Here is an 18,339-nt window from a genome sequence, read left to right on the forward strand (position 1 = left end):
GCGCCGGCTCAGCGCTCGACCGGCGGTGCCGGCGTGGACTGCACGTCCTGGGCCGCGGCCGGCTTCGGCGCTGCCAGGCTGCCGCCACGTTCCAGTTCGGCGCGCACCACGCTGTCGATGCGGCGGATGATGGACGCCGACATTTCCCGGCGCAGTTCATCGGCCAGGATCTCGCGTTCGGTGGTGGTGCCGGTAGCGTCGGTCGGCGGCGACACGTAATCGCGCGACAGTTCGATCACCTGCTGCGGCACCAGTTCGCTGCCGTCTTCGCGGCGGAAGATGAAGATGACTGCATAGCGCAGGCTGTATTCCTGGGCACGGCCCTGCGCATCGATGGCGATGGGCAGATCGCCCCAGCGCTCGGACAACACCTGCAGCTGGGTGCTGGGCCCGGTGCTTTCGTCATCGGCCAGCTTGGCCCCGGAGGCCAGCAGGCTGCGGTTGAGCAGCTTGACCAGTTCGCTGTATGGCGCGGTGGACACCACCTTCACCGGTGCCGTATCGGTGGGCAGCATCAGCTTGTTGCGCAGATGGAAACCGCAGCCGGCAAGGCCGAGGGCAAGGACGAGGGCAAGCAGGATTCGGGTCATGGGAACAGTCTGGCGGAGCCGGGCGATCACGGCAACAGACAGCCTGCCCGATCACGCGTGAACGCAGGGCCATCGGGCGCTGACGCCGGCGTGGGGAACACGCACCGGCCGCCACACGGGCGGCCGGTGCTGGAGACATCAGGCCGCGACGATGTTCACGATCTTGCCGGGCACGATGATGATCTTGCGCACCGTCAGGCCTTCCATGAACTTGGCCGCGTTCGGCTCGGCCTGTGCCAGCGCTTCGATATGGTCGCGCGCGGCATCGGCGGCAACCTCGATGGTGCCGCGCAGCTTGCCGTTCACCTGCACCGCCAGGGTGACCGCATCGCGCACCAGCGCCGTGCTGTCGGCCTGCGGGAACGCCTGGTCTTCCAGCAGCGTTTCGCCGTGGCCCAGCACCTGCCACAGGGCATGGCTGGCGTGCGGGGTGATCGGGTTGAGCAGCAGCACCACGGCCTGCAGGGCCTCCTGGCGCACCGCACGGCCCTGCGCGCTGGCATCGTCGAACTTGGCCAGTGCGTTCATCAGTTCCATCACCGCCGCGATGGCGGTGTTGAAGCTGTGGCGGCGGCCGTAGTCGTCACCGACCTTGCCGATGGTTTCGTGGGTCTTGCGGCGCAGCGCCTTCTGGCTGGCATCCAGCGCAGCCACGTCCAGGGCCGGTGCCACGCCCTCTTCGGCGTGCTTGTGCACCTGGGTCCACAGGCGGCGCAGGAAGCGGGCCATGCCGTCCACGCCCGCCTCGTTCCATTCCAGCGACTGTTCCGGCGGTGCGGCGAACATCGAGAACAGGCGCACGGTATCGGCGCCGTACTTGCCGACCATGGCCTGCGGATCCACGCCGTTGTTCTTCGACTTGGACATCTTCTCGGTGCCACCCACCACCACCGGCTGGCCGTCGGCCACCAGGGTGGCGCCGGTGATGCGGCCGCGCTCGTCGCGCTGCACGTCCACGTCGGCCGGGTTGATCCAGTCCTTCGAGCCGTCCGGGTTCGGGCGGTAATAGGTTTCGGCGATCACCATGCCCTGGCACAGCAGATTGCGCGCCGGTTCGTTGCTGTCCACCATGCGCGCGTCACGCAGCAGCTTGTGGTAGAAGCGGAAATACATCAGGTGCAGGATCGCGTGCTCGATGCCGCCGATGTACTGGTCCACCGGCAGCCAGTAGTTGCCGCGCTTGTCGACGGCATCACGGGCACCCGGCGAGGTGTAACGGGCGTAGTACCAGCTCGACTCCATGAAGGTGTCGAAGGTGTCGGTCTCGCGCTCGGCCGCGCCGCCGCAATCCGGGCAGGTGGTCTTGCGCCATTCCGGGTCGGTCTTGATCGGCGAACCGGTGCCCGAGAACGCCACGTCTTCCGGCAGCACCACCGGCAGCTGCTCTTCCGGCACCGGCACCGCGCCACACTTGTCACAGTAGATGACAGGAATCGGGCAGCCCCAGTAACGCTGGCGGCTGACGCCCCAGTCGCGCAGGCGGTAGTTCACGCGACGCTGGCCCTGGGCCTTGCGCTCGAAGCGTTCGGCCAGGGCTTCAAAGGCGCCCTGGAAGTCCAGGCCGTCGAATTCGGCCGAGTTGACCAGTTCGGTCTGCCGGCTCTTGTCGCTGTACCAGTCCTGCCAGCGGGTGGCATCCCAGGTGCGCTCGTCGTCGTTGCGCGCATCCTTCAGCGCGATGACCTGCACGATCGGCAGGCCGTACTTGTTGGCCACCTCGTTGTCGCGCTGGTCGTGACCGGGAACGGCCATCACCGCGCCGGTGCCGTAGCCCATCAGCACGAAGTTGGCCACCCACACCGGCACCTGTTCGCCGGTGACCGGATGGACCGCGCGCAGGCCGGTGTCCATGCCGCGCTTTTCCTGGGTTTCCAGTTCGGCCTCGGTCACCCCACCCTGCTTCAGCTCAGCCAGCAGCGCGGCCAGCGCCGGGTTGCTCCTGGCCGCATGCAGGGCCAGCGGGTGTTCGGCGGCGATCGACACGAAGGTCACGCCCATCACGGTGTCCGGACGGGTGGTGAACACGCGCAGCGGGTCCAGCGCGCTGCCATCGGCATCGCGCACGTCGAACTGGATTTCCAGGCCTTCGGAACGGCCGATCCAGTTGCGCTGCATGGTCTTGACCGATTCCGGCCAGCCGTCCAGCTCATCCAGGCCGTCCAGCAGCTCCTGGGCGTAATCGGTGATGCGCAGGAACCACTGCGGGATCTCGCGCTTTTCCACCAGCGCACCGGAACGCCAGCCGCGGCCGTCGATCACCTGCTCGTTGGCCAGCACGGTCTGGTCCACCGGGTCCCAGTTCACCACCGAGTTGCGGCGGTAGGCCAGGCCCTTGCGCATCAAGCGGGTGAACATGCGCTGCTCGTGGACGTAATAATCCGGGCGGCAGGTGGCGAACTCGCGCGACCAGTCGATGGCATAGCCCAGCGATTTCAGCTGGCTGCGCATGTGGTCGATGTTCTTGTAGGTCCACGCCGCCGGCGCGGTCTTGTTCTTGATGGCCGCGTTTTCCGCCGGCAGGCCGAACGCGTCCCAGCCCATCGGCTGCAGCACGTTGTGGCCGGTCATGCGCTTGTAGCGGCTGATCACGTCGCCAATGGTGTAGTTGCGCACGTGGCCCATGTGCAGCGCACCGGACGGGTACGGAAGCATCGACAGGCAGTAGTACTTCGGCTTGTCCGAGGTCTCGCTGACCTCGAAGGCACGGGTGGCGTCCCAGTACTGCTGGGCGGCGGATTCAACCTGCTGCGGGTCGTAGGCGATGGGTTCAGCGCTGGTCATGGAACACGCGGATGCGGCGGCAAAGCGGTACAGCGTACCGCAGTGCGGCAAACGTCTCCAATCCCGCCCGTCGCGGGCAGTCTCAGCGCCCCCGCGACAGGGGCAGCGCCAGCGCCAGCCAGACCGCCCAGCAGGCAAACGCCAGGCGCTGCGCGAATTGCGCCGGCAGCACCCCCTGCAGGCCGAAGGCAGCTACCGCCGCGGCAATGCCGACCACCAGCGCCAGCACGCCTGGCGCCCGTGCCCCAGGGTCGCGCAGGCGGCTGGCCCCCAGCATGCAGGCGCCGGCCACGAATCCCAGCACCCAGACCATCCACGCGCTGGCGTGCAACTGGCTGGCGCCGCCATGCAGATCGTCCAGGTCCAGCGGCAACACGCCCATGGCCGCGAAGGCCAGACCGGCCAGCAGCAGCATCTGGCTGCCCACCCGGCCCGCCCAGCCTTCGGTGGCCGGCAGCCGCCGGCGCAGGCGCTCGGCCACCACCATTGCCAGCATGCCCGGCACCACGAAGCCCAGCAGGTTGAACGCCCAGGCATGCGGCACCCCGTGCGCGCCAAGCAGGGCGACCGGGTGCACCGCCTGCGCATAGCCGTCCAGGCCGGCGCCGAAGCCAACCACCGCGGCAATGAACAGCAGTGCGGCGTACAGCCCCAGCCAACGATCAATCCGGACCCACGACATGGTGCACACCCGTACGACAGAAGAAGCGCCCATTGTCGCGGCCGGCACACGGGGCGCCAAGCCGCGACGTGAGGAAAGGGTTGAGACCGTCATTGATCGACACCATAGAATCGGTCTCCTGTTGCCGAACGATGTGCCCCATGACCGAGACGACCTACGTATTCGACGCCACGACCGCGACCTTCGAGGCCGAAGTCCTGCAGAAGTCGCTGCAGACGCCGGTGCTGGTCGATTTCTGGGCCACCTGGTGCGGCCCGTGCAAGACCCTGGGGCCGATGCTGGAAAAGCTGGCCGCCGAGTACAACGGCGCCTTCGAGCTGGCCAAGGTGGACGTGGATGCCGAGCAGCAGATCGCTGCGGCCTTCCAGATCCGCTCGGTGCCCACCGTGTTCCTGGTCAAGGGTGGCCAGCTGGTGGACGGCTTCCCCGGTGCGATTCCGGAAGGCCAGCTGCGCGAATTCCTGGCCCAGCACGGCATCGTGCCGGCCGACGTTGGCGATACCAGCAGCGAAGCAGAGGCACCGCTAGACCCGCAGGGCCAGGTGGACGTGCTGCGTGCGCAGATCGCCGCCGAGCCGGACAAGGACGAACTGAAGCTGGACCTGGCGCTGGCCCTGCTGCAGATCGGCGGCGTGGACGAAGCAGGCAAGCTGATCGACGCCCTGCCGGCCAACCTGGCCACCGATGACCGCGCCGTGCGTGGCCGCGCCCGCCTGGCGTTCGCCACCGCACTGAAGGATGCGCCGGCCGCCGATGCGCTGGACGCGCGCATTGCTGCCGACAGCAAGGATCTGCAGGCGCGCCATCTGCGCGGCGTGCAGCTGCTGCTGGGCGGCCACGACGAAGCGGCGCTGGAACAGTTCCTGGAAATGCTGCGCATCGACCGCAGCTACGACGACAACCTGCCGCGCCGCACCCTGATCGACGCCTTCAACGTCATCGCCGACGAGGACCTGGTGGGCCGCTACCGTCGCAAGATGGCGTCGCTACTGTTCTGAGGCCGCTGTTTTCGTTCAGGATTCGAACTACGTACCGGGCAATAATGTGATGCCGGCCGCACTTTTGAGCAGCCGGCATCCATTCCGGGGGGAATAAGTCAGGGACCATGGGGTCTGCACGCTGGCCCCCGCATTGCCGGGACTGCATGCCGTGACCGTTGGGATCTCGTCTGTTGTTGTGCGCGTGTTCGCCGCGCTGCTTGCCGCCACCACCCTGCTGCCCGCCAGCGCAGCCGCGCAGGACTGGACCTACCGGGTGCGCCCCGGTGACACCCTGTGGGACCTGGGCGGCGTGTACCTCAAACCCAGCGTGCCCTGGCAGCAGTTGCAGCAGCACAACCGCATCGACAACCCCTACCGCCTGCCCCCGGGCCAGCCGCTGCGCTTCCCGATCGGCTGGCTGCGGGTGGAGCCGGCGCCGGCGCGGGTACTGGCGGTGCGCGGCCCGGTGCAGCTGGCCGCCGGCGATGGCGCCGCTACCCGCGCACTGCAGGCCGGTGAGAACCTGCATATCGGCGATGTGGTGCAGACCGGCGCCGACGCCAGCCTGACCCTGGAGTTCGCCGACGCCTCGCGCCTGCAGCTGCGCGAACACTCGCGGCTGCGGCTGGACCAGCTCAGCCGCTACGGCCGTACCGGCATGGTCGACACCCGCATGCGCCTGCAGCAGGGCCGTGCCAGCAACCGCGTCACCCCCGCGCGCGGCCCGGCCTCGCGCTACATCATCGATGCACCGACCGCGACCAGCAGCGTGCGCGGCACCGTGTTCCGGGTCAGCGCCGGCCAAGCCGGGCAGCCAGCGGCCACCGAAGTGCTGGAAGGCAAGGTGCAGGTCGGCAATCGACGCGGCCAGCAACTCGTACGCCCCGGCCAGGCCAGCATGGCGCCGGATCTGGATGCGGCGCCGAGGGCGGCTGCGGCACTGCTGCCCGCCCCGTCCTTGGCTGCCGATGCGTTGCAGCGCCAGGGCCTGCCGCTGCAGCTGCACTGGCAGCCGGTGGACGGCGCCGACCACTACCGCATTGAAGTGGTGCAGGCGGCGATGGCCGAGATTCTGCTGTTCGCCACGACCACGACCGACACGCGGTTGACCATTGCCGCGCTGCCGCCCGGCCAACACCGCCTGCTGCTGCGCGCGGTAGATGCGCAGGGCGTGGAAGGCCTGGATGCCAGCGCCGATTTCAGCCTGGACGACCAGCCGCCACCGCCGCTGACAGTCGCGCCGCTGCACGGGCAGACGGTCAACACGGACCGCCCCCGCTTCCGCTGGAGCCGCGCCCCCGGCGCCCAGACCAGCGTGCTGCAGATTGCCAGCGACGCGCAGTTCGCCGTGCCGTTGCGCGAGCAGACCACCACCGGCACCGATCTGCGCCTGGGCGACCCGCTGCCGCCCGGCCAGTATTTCTGGCGCATCGCCTCCCGCGACGGGCAGGGCCGGCAAGGGCCTTACGGGCACGCGCTGCCCCTGCAGCTGACCGACCTGCCGGTGGACCCGGCCCTGCAGCCGCCGAAAGCGGACGGCAAGGCGCTGACCCTGCGCTGGCAACCGGGCAGCATGGGCCAGACCTACCGCGTGCAGGTTTCCCGCAACGGTGCATTCGAGGCACCATGGCTGGACCAGACCGTCGAGCAGCCCCAGGTGAGTTTCAAGCGCCCTTGGCACGGCACCCTGCACGTGCGCGTGCAGTACATCGATGATGACGGCCACGCCGGCCCGTTCTCGCCCGCGCAGCAGGTCAGCCTGCCGTGCCGGCTGTGCTACGGCGCCGGCGGCGGTGCCGCCCTGCTCTGGCTGCTGCTGTGAGGCGCTCGCCGCTGCCCTGGCCGCGGCGGGTGATGCTGGCCGTGCTGGCCTTCGTGGCCACCGCCGTGGCCAGCCACGGGCAGTGGCTGTGGCGGCAGGATGAAGCGGCCTACGACCTGATGGTCGGCGACTGGACCTACCGCCCCGACCCCAGCGTGCTGGTGGTGGCCATCGACGAAGACAGTCTGGCGCGCATCGGCCAGTGGCCCTGGCCGCGTTCGGTGCACGCACGCCTGTTGGACCGCCTGACCGATGCCGGTGCCGAACGCGTGGCCCTGGACCTGATGCTGACCGAGCCCGACCGCCGCGACAGCCGCCAGGATGCCGAGCTGGCCGCCGCCATCCGCCGCAATGGACGCGTGGTGCTGCCGGTGCTGGCGGCGCCCGCCGCCGGCGACCGCATGGCCGAAGAACTGCTGCCCATTCCGCTGATTGCCGACAGCGCTGCGGCGCTGAGCCATAGTGACGTGGAAGTGGACGGTGACGGCGTGGCCCGCGGCGTGTACCTGCATGCGGGCATCGGCCAGCCGCATTGGCCGGCACTGGGGTTGGCCCTGGCCGACCTGCCGGTGCAGGCCGCGCGCGGGCTGCCCGACCCCGATCCGGCGCTGGAATCGCCTTACCAGTGGCGGCGCGATGACTACGTGCGGGTGCGCTATGCCGGCCCGCCGGAGCAGTTGCCGCAGGTGTCCTATGCCGATGTACTGGACGGCCAGGTGGATGCCGCCCTGCTGCGCGACCGCCGCATCGTGGTCGGCATGACCGCCAGTGGCATCGCCCCGCGGCTGTTGACCCCCACCACCCGCGAGTACTGGATGAGCGGCAGCGAATACCAGGCCAACATCGCCTCGATGCTGCTGCAGGGCAAGCAGATCCAGGTAGTTCCGCCACTGCTGCAGGACCTGCTGGCCGGTCTGCTGGCCGCGCTGTGCGTGCTGCTGCTGGGCCTGCGCCAGCCCTGGCTGGCCGCCCTGTGTTCGCTGCCGATGGGCGTGGCCACCAGCTGGCTGCTGCTGCGCACGGCCAGCCTGTGGTGGGCCCCGGCCGCGGCGACCTTCGGCATCCTGATGGTGCTGCTGGTCTGGGCGGTCTGGCGCATTTCCGCCTGGCACCGCCAGGCCAACCGTGATGCCCTGACCGGGCTGGGCAACCGCCTGCGCTTCGAACAGTCGCTTCAACAGGAATGCGACGCCGCGCGGCGCAGCGGCAAACCGCTGAGCCTGGTGCTGATCGACGTGGACCATTTCAAGCGGCACAACGACCGCCATGGCCACCAGCTGGGCGACCGCGTGCTGCGCGACGTGGCCGCGCTCATCGCCGCCCATGCGCGACGCCCGCGCGACATGGCCGCCCGTTACGGCGGCGACGAATTCGCGATGGTGCTGCCCGACACACCAACCAGCGGCGCGCGCCAGGTGATCGAAGACCTGATTGCCGACGTGCGCGCCCTGCCCGCGCCGGCAGCAGGCGACGACAGCCGCATCACCCTCACCATCGGCGTCTATACGCGGGTGCCGGACAGCCAGCTGCAGCCGCACCATTTCGTTGAAGGTGCCGACGCCGCCCTTTACCGCGCCAAGGCCAACGGCCGCGACGGCTACGCCATGGACGGCGCGTAACCCCGACCCCACCCGCCGGATTCGCACATGACGCCGCTACCATCGGGCACACACGACGACACTGCGCGAAATGCATGAAACGTCGGCGTGCCCGGCTGCTCCGCGCGCGATGCCCGTAGAGTCGAGCTTGCTCGACTGCTCTTCACGCACTGTCGGCAAAAACAGTCGAGCAAGCTCGACTCTACGAAAGCGGCCAGCGACACCACGCGTGGGGGTAATGCCCCAGCGCGCTTGCCAGCCCCGCCCGGAGCGGATTGCCCATGACATACATGGCCTGCTGGCGTACATCGCGCTCATTCCGGATCCAGTGCTCGTAGTAGCCACGCTGCCACACCGCTGCGCCGACCCCAGCAGTATGCGCATTGAGCGCAATCGCAGCGCGCGACTTCAGCGACTGCACACAACGCCCCAATGTCCCGCTCCGCAACTGGATGACCCAATGGAAGTGGTCAGGCATGACCACCCAGGCACAGGAGCGCGTGAGCCCCAGACGGTCGCTGTTTCGGAATGCCTCTTCCAGCAAGACCGCGCAGGCAGGATCTGCGAACAGGCGCCACCGCCCCGCCACTACGCTGGTGATGACATAGAACTGACCGATGGCGGAGCTGCGATGTCGCAGCAATGCTTGGCTGGGCATGACCCAGCTTGACCGGGGCGCCGAGCTGTTGATGTCGGGCGATCCTGATTCTGCCGTCCGTAGAGTCGAGCTCGCTCGACTGTCTTTTCCCGACAGGGGCCGTCGAGCAAGCTCGACGCTACCAATGCGGGATCAAAAGCCGTCGAGCAAGCTCGACGCTACCAAAGCGGGGTCAAAGGCAACGCCGCGGAGCGGGTGCGATGCCACGAAAGCAGGAGGACGCGCACCAGACGGCCATCCGGCAAGCTCCGGGGTTCAACATACGGTAGCGAATGGTTAGACTCGAGACCTCGCCCCCTGCCCCGCACCCGCATGAAAGCCAGCACCTTCCGTCTCGGCATCAACCTGTGGCCGCCGTTCCTGTTCACCGGCATCCATGTCACCCGCATCACTGCCGACTACCGGCAGATCGACGTCGAGCTGCGCATGCGCCCATGGAACCGCAATTACGTGGGCACCCACTTCGGCGGCAGCCTGTTTGCCATGACCGACCCGTTCTGGATGCTGGGCCTGCTGCATACGCTGGGCCGCGACTATTACGTCTGGGACCGCGCCGGCGCCATCGAATTCCTCAAGCCCGGTCGCGGCACCGTGCGCACCCACTTCTATATCGATGATGCGGTGCTGGACGAACTGCGCGCCGAGGCGGCCGGCGGCGAGAAAGTGCTGCGCTGGTTCAGCAACGACGTGGTCGATGCATCGGGCGAGGTCATCGCGCGCGTGCGCAAGCAGGTCTACGTGAGGCTGAAGCCGCAGGCACGCGGCGGCTGAAACAGCAACGCCACGCCCGCAACTACAACGGTACCGACAGCACCGTGGACAGCGGGTCGGTCGCATCGCGCTGGCGGCGCGCCACCTGCAGGTGGCGGCCATCGGCCGACAGCGTGGGCACCCGGCTGGGCGAACGCCATTGCGCCGGCAGCCGCGCCAGCGCCTGCGCCGGGGCATCGGGCTGCTGCCGCAGCCATCGCTGGGCCCCCAGCAGGCGCACCAGCGCCGCGCTGTCCTGGCTGCGCGCGGCGTAATCCTGGTACGCCGGGCCGCTGATGCTGGCCAGCGTGCATCCGATCCAATTGGCCACGCAGCGGACGTCCCACGGCTGTTCCCAACTGCGCTGCGCCGGCGCGTCCTCGGCCAGCCTGCGTTCGGCAGCAGCACCGCAGGCCCACGCGAAGTTCTGCGCAATGCGCGCGCGGGTCTGGCTGCGGTCCAGCATCAGCACGCTGGCGCCCTGCCGCAGCGACGCATCAATGGCCCGTTCGTTCAGTGCGAACTCGCCCTGCATTGCGCGGCACAGGCTCTGTTCGTCGCTGGCCAGGGGTTGCAGCGCCGTTTCGCAGACCGCTGGCAGCACGTGGTCGGCCGGCAGTTCCACCAGCATGTCGGCCAGCAACCGTGCGTTCACCTGCACGCTCGCGGCGCCGATCATGCTGTCCAGCAGCGTGCCACCACGGTGCATCAGCCGCCTGCCCAGCTGCAGCGAACGGCAACTGCCGGCCAGCGCTGCCGCCGTATCGCCCTGCACGAAGGCCAGCGCGTGCGCGCTGGTGCCCTCCATCAGCAGCTGGTAGCGCGGCACCGGCATCATCAGTGGGTCACCCAGCCCCTGGAACGGGGAATCGAAACGATCGAAGTCGGCCAGTTGTTGCTGCCGTGCATGCAGACCGCCGTGCCCGGCATGGCCGTCGATGAAGCGCTGCGGATCGGCGCGCACGCGCGCCAGGCAATCCGGTACGCGGGACCCACAAGTAACTCCCACCTGCGCCTTCACCTGCGGCTGGGTGCCTTCCAGCAGGGAATCGGTCATGCCCGGCACCGGCCCGGCCCGCCACCGCTGCACGTCCTTCAACAGGGCACGCTCGCGCTGCGCCGCATCCAGATCGTCGAACGGCAGCGTCCACAACAGGGCAAAGCCGTTGCGCCCGGGCAGGGGCTGCACATCCTCCAGCAGGCGCACCTGCGCGCGCTGCTCGGCCGACAGCGGCCAGAACCGCGCCGCCAGCCACACCGCCACCACCAGCCCCAGCAGGGCCAGCACGCTCCAACCGATTCCGCGCAGAATCCTCAACACAGCATCCCTGCCCTGCAGCCCGCCGTCGTGATCGGGCAGCGTAATCGACAGGCTGCGGCCGCTACAATGCGCGCATGTCGCTCGAAGCCCCCGCCCTGGTTCCCCGCCCCTCCCTGCAGCGCCTGTTCCTGACCGGCCTGCTGACCCTGTTGCCGATCTGGCTGACCTGGGTCGTGGTGAAGTTCGTGTTCGTGCTGCTGTCGGGCATTTCCAGCCCGCTGGTGGTGCCATTGTCCGAACAGATCGCCACCAACTTCCCGCACTACCTGGGCTGGGTACGCGCCGAATGGATCCAGAACACCATCGCCCTGCTGGCCACCCTGCTGGTGATCCTGGCGGTGGGCGTGGCCAGCCGCCGCGTGGTCGGCCAGCGCCTGCTGCGCTGGGTGGGCGCGGTGATCAAACGCATTCCGCTGGCCAGCATCATCTACGACAGCGCCAAGAAGCTGCTGGACATGCTGCAGACCGAACCGGGCAGCACCCAGCGCGTGGTGCTGATCGACTTCCCGCACCGTGACATGAAATCGGTCGGCCTGGTCACCCGGGTCATCAAGGAACAGGGCAGCGACCGCGAACTGGCCGCGGTATACGTGCCGACCACGCCGAACCCGACCTCGGGCTATCTGGAAATCGTGCCGGTGGAACTGCTGACCCCGACCGACTGGACCGTGGACCAGGCGATGAGCTTCATCATCTCCGGCGGTGCGGTGGCCCCGGCCAGCGTGCCGTTCACCCGCGCTGGCGAACGCGCCGAGTGAGCGGGCCAGCGCAACCCGCGCCGCATGCAAGGCCGCTGCAGGACCGCGCGGTCCTGCTGTTCATCGTGCTGGCCACGTTCTTCTGCGGCAACGCGGTGTTGGCCGAACTGATCGGGGTGAAGATCTTCGCGCTGGAAGACACCCTGGGCATCGAACCGCTGAACTGGAACCTGTTTGGCCAGACCGGCTCGCTCAGTTTCACCGCCGGTACGCTGCTGTGGCCGGTGGTGTTCATCATGACCGACACCATCAACGAGTTCTTCGGCAAGCGCGGCGTGCGCTTCATCTCGTGGCTGGCGGTGGTGCTGATCGCCTACGGCTTCCTGTTTGCCTTTGCCGCCATCTCGCTGGCCCCGGCCAGCTGGTGGGTCACCTCGATGAATGCCCACGGCGTGCCGGACTACCAGGCCGCCTTCGCGGCAGTATTCGGCCAGGGCATGTGGACCATTGCCGGCTCGCTGGTGGCCTTCCTGGTTGGCCAGCTGATCGACGTGGCCGTGTTCCACCGCATCCGCCGGGCCACCGGCGAACGCCATGTGTGGCTGCGCGCGACCGGCTCCACCGCGGTGTCTCAGCTGGTGGACAGCTTCGTGGTCATCTGGATCGCCTTCGTGCTGGGCCCGCAGCACTGGCCCACGTCGTTGTTCCTGGCGGTCAGCAGCGTCAACTACGTCTACAAGATGGGCTTTGCGATTGCCCTCATTCCCCTGCTGTACCTGATGCGCCGCGCCATCACCCGCTATCTGGGGCCGCAGCGCGCGGCCGATCTGCGTGCCGCCGCCGCGGCTGACTGAATACCCAGCGCCGGCAAGCTGACTGCGGCTTCACGCTGGCCGTACGCGCGCGGATCGTGCAAGCTCCACGGTCTGTGTTCCACGGAAGCTCCTGATGCCGTATTCCCCCCGCGTCCTGGCCGCCGCCATCGCTGCGTTGTTCCTGTTCAGTGCCGTACCGTCGGCCGAAGCAGCGAAGAAGAAGGCCAGCCGCCCCACCACCGCGCAGAGCCGCCAGGCCGCCAAACCCAAGGCCAAGCCGCGTGCCGCCCCACGCCGCGCCGCGCCGCGCCCCACCGCTCCGGCCCGCGCCGTACCGCGCGCCGTGCAGCTGGAGCGCCTGTACGACGAATACTGGGACGCCTCGATGCGGTTGAACCCGCTGCAGGCCACCTTCCAGGGTGAAACCCGCTACAACGACCAGCTGCCCAACATCCTGTCGGCCGCCTGGCGCCAGCAATCGCACGATTTCACCGTGGAATGGCTGGGCAAGGTCGAAAAGGTCGGCAGTGACGGCCTGCAGGGTCAGGACCTGCTGAGCTACCAGATCTTCGTGCGCGACGCGCGCGCCACGCTGGACGCCGAACGCTACCCCAGCTGGATGATGCCGATCAGCCAGTACTACAACATCGGCAGCATCATGGCGATCCTCGGTGCCGGTGCCGGCGCCCAGCCCTTCAACACCGTGCAGGACTATGACACCTGGTCGCGCCGTTCGCTGGGCATTGCGCCGCTGTTCGACCAGGCCATCGACAACATGCGCCAGGGCATGAAAGCCGGCGTGGTGCAGCCGCGCGACCTGATGGAAAAGGTGCTGCCGCAGCTGGATGCAGTGATCAAGCCGACCGCGGAGGAAAGCATCTTCTGGTCGCCCATCCGCACCATGCCCGACAGCATTGCCGCCGAAGACAGGGCGCGCATCAGCGCCGAGTACAAGCGCATGATCGAACTGCGCATCATGCCGGCCTACCGCGCACTGCGTGGCTTCATCGCCACCGAATACCTGCCGGCCACCCGCGAAAGCACCGGACTGGGCGCACTGCCCGATGGCCAGGCGTGGTACGCCAACCTGATCGTGCAGACCACCGCCAGCGACCAGACCGCCGCGCAGCTGCATGCCCTGGGCGAACAGCGTGTGCAGCAACTGCAGGCGCAGATCGCCGCGGTGATGAAGGAAAACAAACTGCGTGGTTCGCAGGCCAAGCTGCTGAAGAGCATGCGCAACGATCGCCAGTTCCAATACGTGAATGCCGACGACCTGCTGAACCGCTACCGCCAGGTGCAGCAGCAGGTGTCCACGCGCCTGCCGCAGGTGCTGGACACGCTGCCCAAGGCCGGGCTGGAGATCCGCCCGGTCGATCCAGAACGCGCCCTGGCTGCCGCCGCAGCCGCCTACCAGCCTTCGCCGGCCGGACAGCCGGGCGTGCTGTACGTGAACACCCGGGACCTGCCCAGCCGCAAGCGCTGGAGCGTGCCGGTGCAGTACCTGCATGAAGCCATTCCCGGCCACCACGTGCAGCTGGGCCTGCAGCAGGAACTGGCCAAGCTGCCGCGCTTCCGCCGCCAGGGCGGCGATGTGGCCTTCATTGAAGGCTGGGGCCTGTATGCGGAAACCCTGGGCGATGACCTGGGCGCCTACAACGATCCCTACGACCGTATCGGCTACCTGTACTCGCGCCTGCTGCGCGCCACCCGCGTGGTGGCCGACACCGGCGTGCACGCACAGGGCTGGAGCAAGCAGCAGGCGGTCAGCTACCTGCAGAAGAACGCGGACATGAGCGCCGACGATGCCAGCGCCGAAGTGGAGCGGATCATGGCCCAGCCCGGCCAGGCCCTGTCCAACGTGGCTGGCCTGACCACCATCGTCGCCCTGCGTGACAAGGCCCGCGCGCAGCAGGGCGCCGCGTTCGACCTGCGCCGCTTCCATGCCGAACTGCTGAAGGACGGCTCGATGCCGCTGGATGTACTGGCCCGCAAGATGGACCGCTGGATGGCCCAGCCCGCCGCAGCAGCTACGCCATGAGCGAGGCCGGCGCACTGCTGGGCATCCACCATGTGGCGCTGATCTGCAGCGACTACGCGCGCTCGAAGGAGTTCTACGTGCGCGTGCTGGGCCTGCGCGTGCTGGCGGAAAACCACCGCCCCGCACGCGATTCGTGGAAGCTGGACCTGGCCCTGCCCGACGGTGGGCAGCTGGAACTGTTCTCGTTCCCCGCACCACCGCCCCGGCCCAGCCGGCCCGAAGCACAGGGCCTGCGCCACCTGGCCTTCCGGGTGGCCGCACTGGAACCGTTCATGCAGCGCCTGGCCGAGCACGGCGTGGCCTGCGAACCGATCCGCGTGGACGAATACACCGGCGCCCGCTTCACCTTCTTCGCCGACCCCGACGGCCTGCCACTGGAACTGTACGAAGTCGTCTGAGCCGGGGTCGGATCCCTTTCCAATGGAAAGGGCTCTGACCCCATCCACGCGATCCCCAATGGGGTCAGAGCCCGTTGCACAGCAACGGGATCCGACCCCGTGCGACCCACAGCCGCGTGAACCTGTCGAAGGCGGGGCACTGTGGGTTTGCGGGGTGTGAGCCGCATGGATGCGGCGACCAAGGCTACATGGACGTACTTGCGCCGTCCCCGCAAACCCACAGTGCCCCGCCATCCCCCGGAATGCCGCTCTTGATCTTGCTTCGGCTTCGGCTTCGGCCTCGGCAGGTGCAGGGCGCAGCCCTGCTCTGAGCCCATGCATGCGATCCCCAAGGGGGTCAGAGCCCGTTGCGCAGCAACGGGATCCAACCCCGTGCCGACCAAGGTCGACACCTACCTTTCGGCTTTCGCCTCTGCGGGTGCAGGGCGCAGCCCTGCAAAGCCCTCCCTCTTCCCCATACCCACCCGAATGGGTATACAGTCGCCCTGTACCGGCATCGTGCCGGAATGAACCCTGGGAGGGGACCATGCGCAAGACCTTCAAGACCCTGCTGCTGGCACTGCCGCTGTGCCTGGCCGCGCTCTCGGCGCAGGCCGCCGACAGTGCCGCCGGCCGCTGGAAGACCATCGACGACAAGACCGGCAAGGTGAAGTCGATCGTCGAGATCACCCAGGCCGCCAACGGCACGCTGTCTGGCAAGGTGGTCGACATCCTGCATTCGGACAAGGGCCCGAACCCGGTCTGCGATGGCTGCGAAGGCGCCAACAAGAACAAGCCGGTGAAGGGCATGACCATCCTGTGGAACCTGTCGCAGGACAAGGGCAGCCACAGCAAGTGGTCCGGCGGCACCATCCTGGACCCGGCCAACGGCAAGACCTACAAGTCCAAGATCGAACTGCAGCCCGGCGGCGGCAAGCTGGACGTGTCCGGCTGCATCGCATTCATCTGCCGCGCGCAGACCTGGGTGCGCGAGTAACCCGCCCCACCCCGCGCAGCACCCCGTGACCCGGCCCCGGCCGGGTCACGACGTTGCGGGCGTGCGATAATCTGCGGTTCCCCTCGGCTGCACCCCGCGACCATGACCCGTACCGCGCTCGTCACCACCGCCCTGCCCTACGCCAACGGCCCGCTGCACCTGGGCCATCTGGTCGGCTACATCCAGGCTGACATCTGGGTACGCGCGCGGCGAATGAGCGGCGGTACCGCCTGGTTCGTCTGCGCCGACGACACCCATGGCACGCCGATCATGCTGGCGGCCGAAAAGGCCGGGGTCACCCCGGAAACCTTCATCGCCAACATCCAGGCCAGCCACGAACGTGACTTCGCCGCCTTCGGCGTGGCCTTCGACCACTACGATTCAACCAACTCGGCGGCCAACAAGGCGCTGACCGAACAGTTCTACCTGAAGCTGGAAGCGGCCGGCCACATCAGCCGCCGGTCGGTGGCGCAGTTCTACGACCCGGCCAAGGGCATGTTCCTGCCCGACCGCTACGTGAAGGGCATCTGCCCCAACTGCGGCAGCGCCGACCAGTACGGCGACAACTGCGAAGTGTGCGGCGCCACCTACGCGCCCACCGACCTGAAGGAACCGCGTTCGGTCATTTCCGGGGCCACCCCGGAGATGCGCGATTCGGAACACTTCTTCTTCGAGGTCGGCCACTTCGATGCGTTCCTGCGCGAATGGCTGGCCGGCGACGTCGCCCTGCCGGGCGTGAAGGCCAAGCTGGGTGAGTGGCTGAACGCCGAAGGCGGCCTGCGCGCGTGGGACATCTCGCGCGATGCGCCGTACTTCGGTTTCCAGATTCCCGGCCAGCCGGGCAAGTACTTCTACGTCTGGCTGGATGCGCCGATCGGCTACCTGTCCAGCTTCCAGACCCTGTGCGGCAAGCTGGGCGAAGACTTCGACGCGCACCTGCGCGCCGGCACCAGCACCGAACTGCACCACTTCATCGGCAAGGACATCGTCAACTTCCACGGCCTGTTCTGGCCGGCGGTGCTGCATGGCACCGGCCACCGCGCGCCCACCCGCCTGCACGTGAACGGCTACCTGACCGTGGACGGCGCCAAGATGAGCAAGTCGCGCGGCACCTTCGTGATGGCACGCACCTTCCTGGACGCCGGCCTGGAACCGGAAGCGCTGCGCTATTACTACGCGGCCAAGACCAGCGGCGGGGTGGACGACCTGGACCTGAACCTGGGCGACTTCATCGCCCGCGTGAACGCCGATCTGGTTGGCAAGTTCGTCAACCTGGCCAGCCGCTGTGCCGGCTTCATCAGCAAGCGCTTCGACGGCCTGCTGGCCACCCAGCTGCCCGACGCGGCGCAGTACCAGCGTTTCGTCGATGGCCTGGCGCCGATCCGCGAAGCCTACGAGCGCAACGACCCGGCCGCGGCCATCCGCCTGACCATGGCCCTGGCCGACGAAGCCAACCGCTACATCGACGACGTAAAGCCCTGGGTGATCGCCAAGCAGGAAGGCGCCGATGCGCAGCTGCAGGCGGTCTGCAGCCAGGGCCTGAACCTGTTCCGCGTGCTGGTGACCGCGCTGAAGCCGGTGCTGCCGACCACCGCCGCGCAGGCCGAAGCGTTCCTGGCCGCACCGGTCAACGACTGGACCGCGCTGGCACAGCCGCTGCTGGGCCACCGCATTGCCGATTACACCCCGCTGTTCACCCGTATCGACCCGAAGAAGATTGACGCCATGATCGACGCCTCCAAGGACACCCTGCAGCCGGCCGCCGCTGCCGCCCCCGCCGCCAAGCCCGACGCCGCCAAGCCGGCCGCCCCGGCCCCGGCCAAGGACGAAGCCAAGGGCGCCGACGCGCCGGCCTATATCGGCATCGACGATTTCGCCAAGCTCGACCTGCGCATCGGCAAGGTGCTGGTGTGCGAATTCGTGGAAGGCTCGGACAAGCTGCTGCGCTTCGAGCTGGACGCCGGCGACCTGGGCAAGCGCCAGATCTTCTCCGGCATCCGCGGCAGCTACGGCGAACCGGAAGCGCTGGTCGGCCGCAGCGTGGTGTTCATCGCCAACCTGGCCCCGCGCAAGATGCGCTTCGGCCTGAGCGAAGGCATGATCCTGTCGGCCGGTTTCGACGGCGGCGCGCTGGCACTGCTGGACGCCGACAGCGGCGCGCAGCCGGGCATGCCGGTCCGCTGATGCACCCCGGGCGCGGCCCACGCCGCGCCCGGCCCGCACACCGCC

15 protein-coding genes are annotated in these 18,339 nt (G+C 68.3%); 10 read left to right on the forward strand and 5 right to left on the reverse strand.

The features are described 5' to 3' along the window. Positions 1 to 8: 8 nt before the first annotated feature. The 3 genes from lptE to C1922_RS15915 all read right to left on the reverse strand — a co-directional run bounded on the left by lptE (position 9) and on the right by C1922_RS15915 (position 4,053). Positions 9 to 590, reverse strand: coding sequence for an LPS assembly lipoprotein LptE (gene lptE / locus C1922_RS15905; RefSeq protein ID WP_108750649.1), 582 nt, complete (start codon positions 588 to 590; stop codon positions 9 to 11). Between the two features lie 138 nt (positions 591 to 728). Next, a complete protein-coding gene (gene leuS / locus C1922_RS15910) occupies positions 729 to 3,371 on the reverse strand; it encodes a leucine--tRNA ligase (RefSeq protein ID WP_108750650.1) in 2,643 nt (880 codons plus the stop codon). A gap of 82 nt (positions 3,372 to 3,453) precedes the next feature. Then, positions 3,454 to 4,053 (reverse strand): DUF998 domain-containing protein, encoded by a 600-nt coding sequence (locus C1922_RS15915; RefSeq protein ID WP_108750651.1) that lies wholly within the window; start codon positions 4,051 to 4,053, stop codon positions 3,454 to 3,456. A gap of 140 nt (positions 4,054 to 4,193) precedes the next feature. On the opposite strand from C1922_RS15915, the gene trxA reads away from it, so the two are divergent. The 3 genes from trxA (at position 4,194) to C1922_RS15930 (ending at position 8,474) form a co-directional block, all read left to right on the forward strand. After that, a complete protein-coding gene (trxA, locus tag C1922_RS15920) occupies positions 4,194 to 5,051 on the forward strand; it encodes a thioredoxin (protein WP_108750652.1) in 858 nt (285 codons plus the stop codon). 151 nt (positions 5,052 to 5,202) lie between these two features. Beyond that, positions 5,203 to 6,855 carry a FecR domain-containing protein gene (locus C1922_RS15925; RefSeq protein WP_234413348.1) on the forward strand — a complete coding sequence of 551 codons (1,653 nt, stop codon included), beginning with the start codon at positions 5,203 to 5,205 and terminating at the stop codon, positions 6,853 to 6,855. Next, on the forward strand, positions 6,852 to 8,474 hold the full coding sequence (locus tag C1922_RS15930; protein ID WP_108750654.1) for a CHASE2 domain-containing protein: 1,623 nt from the start codon (positions 6,852 to 6,854) through the stop codon (positions 8,472 to 8,474). Before C1922_RS15925 ends, C1922_RS15930 begins: the two co-directional genes overlap by 4 nt. A 181-nt stretch (positions 8,475 to 8,655) precedes the next feature. Here C1922_RS15930 and C1922_RS15935 read toward each other — a convergent pair whose 3' ends face one another. Beyond that, complete coding sequence (locus C1922_RS15935; RefSeq protein WP_108750655.1) at positions 8,656 to 9,111, reverse strand: transposase; 456 nt, start codon at positions 9,109 to 9,111, stop codon at positions 8,656 to 8,658. 312 nt (positions 9,112 to 9,423) lie between these two features. Between C1922_RS15935 and C1922_RS15940 the strand changes: the two genes are divergently transcribed. Continuing rightward, positions 9,424 to 9,882 (forward strand): DUF4442 domain-containing protein, encoded by a 459-nt coding sequence (locus tag C1922_RS15940; RefSeq protein WP_108750656.1) that lies wholly within the window; start codon positions 9,424 to 9,426, stop codon positions 9,880 to 9,882. 22 nt (positions 9,883 to 9,904) lie between these two features. Here the strand turns inward: C1922_RS15940 and C1922_RS15945 are convergent, their stop codons facing one another. Further along, on the reverse strand, positions 9,905 to 11,182 hold the full coding sequence (locus C1922_RS15945) for a hypothetical protein (protein ID WP_108750657.1): 1,278 nt from the start codon (positions 11,180 to 11,182) through the stop codon (positions 9,905 to 9,907). Between the two features lie 74 nt (positions 11,183 to 11,256). On the opposite strand from C1922_RS15945, the gene C1922_RS15950 reads away from it, so the two are divergent. From C1922_RS15950 to metG, 6 genes are all read left to right on the forward strand, one after another. Continuing rightward, positions 11,257 to 11,940, forward strand: coding sequence for a DUF502 domain-containing protein (locus tag C1922_RS15950; protein ID WP_108750658.1), 684 nt, complete (start codon positions 11,257 to 11,259; stop codon positions 11,938 to 11,940). Beyond that, positions 11,937 to 12,734 carry a queuosine precursor transporter gene (locus C1922_RS15955; RefSeq protein ID WP_108750659.1) on the forward strand — a complete coding sequence of 266 codons (798 nt, stop codon included), beginning with the start codon at positions 11,937 to 11,939 and terminating at the stop codon, positions 12,732 to 12,734. Before C1922_RS15950 ends, C1922_RS15955 begins: the two co-directional genes overlap by 4 nt. Before the next feature lie 94 nt (positions 12,735 to 12,828). Next, positions 12,829 to 14,736 (forward strand): DUF885 family protein, encoded by a 1,908-nt coding sequence (locus C1922_RS15960; RefSeq protein WP_108750660.1) that lies wholly within the window; start codon positions 12,829 to 12,831, stop codon positions 14,734 to 14,736. After that, complete coding sequence (locus C1922_RS15965) at positions 14,733 to 15,134, forward strand: VOC family protein (protein ID WP_108750661.1); 402 nt, start codon at positions 14,733 to 14,735, stop codon at positions 15,132 to 15,134. The genes C1922_RS15960 and C1922_RS15965 overlap by 4 nt, the downstream gene beginning before the upstream one ends. A gap of 526 nt (positions 15,135 to 15,660) precedes the next feature. Continuing rightward, the gene (locus C1922_RS15970; protein ID WP_108750662.1) at positions 15,661 to 16,110 is read left to right on the forward strand and encodes a DUF2147 domain-containing protein; all 450 of its coding nucleotides are present in this window, start codon (positions 15,661 to 15,663) and stop codon (positions 16,108 to 16,110) included. Between the two features lie 102 nt (positions 16,111 to 16,212). Further along, positions 16,213 to 18,294, forward strand: a complete 2,082-nt coding sequence (metG, locus tag C1922_RS15975; protein WP_108750663.1) for a methionine--tRNA ligase — start codon at positions 16,213 to 16,215, stop codon at positions 18,292 to 18,294. Positions 18,295 to 18,339 lie beyond the last annotated feature (45 nt).

The sequence above is a fragment of the Stenotrophomonas sp. ZAC14D2_NAIMI4_7 genome (assembly GCF_003086675.1).
GTDB lineage: Bacteria > Pseudomonadota > Gammaproteobacteria > Xanthomonadales > Xanthomonadaceae > Stenotrophomonas.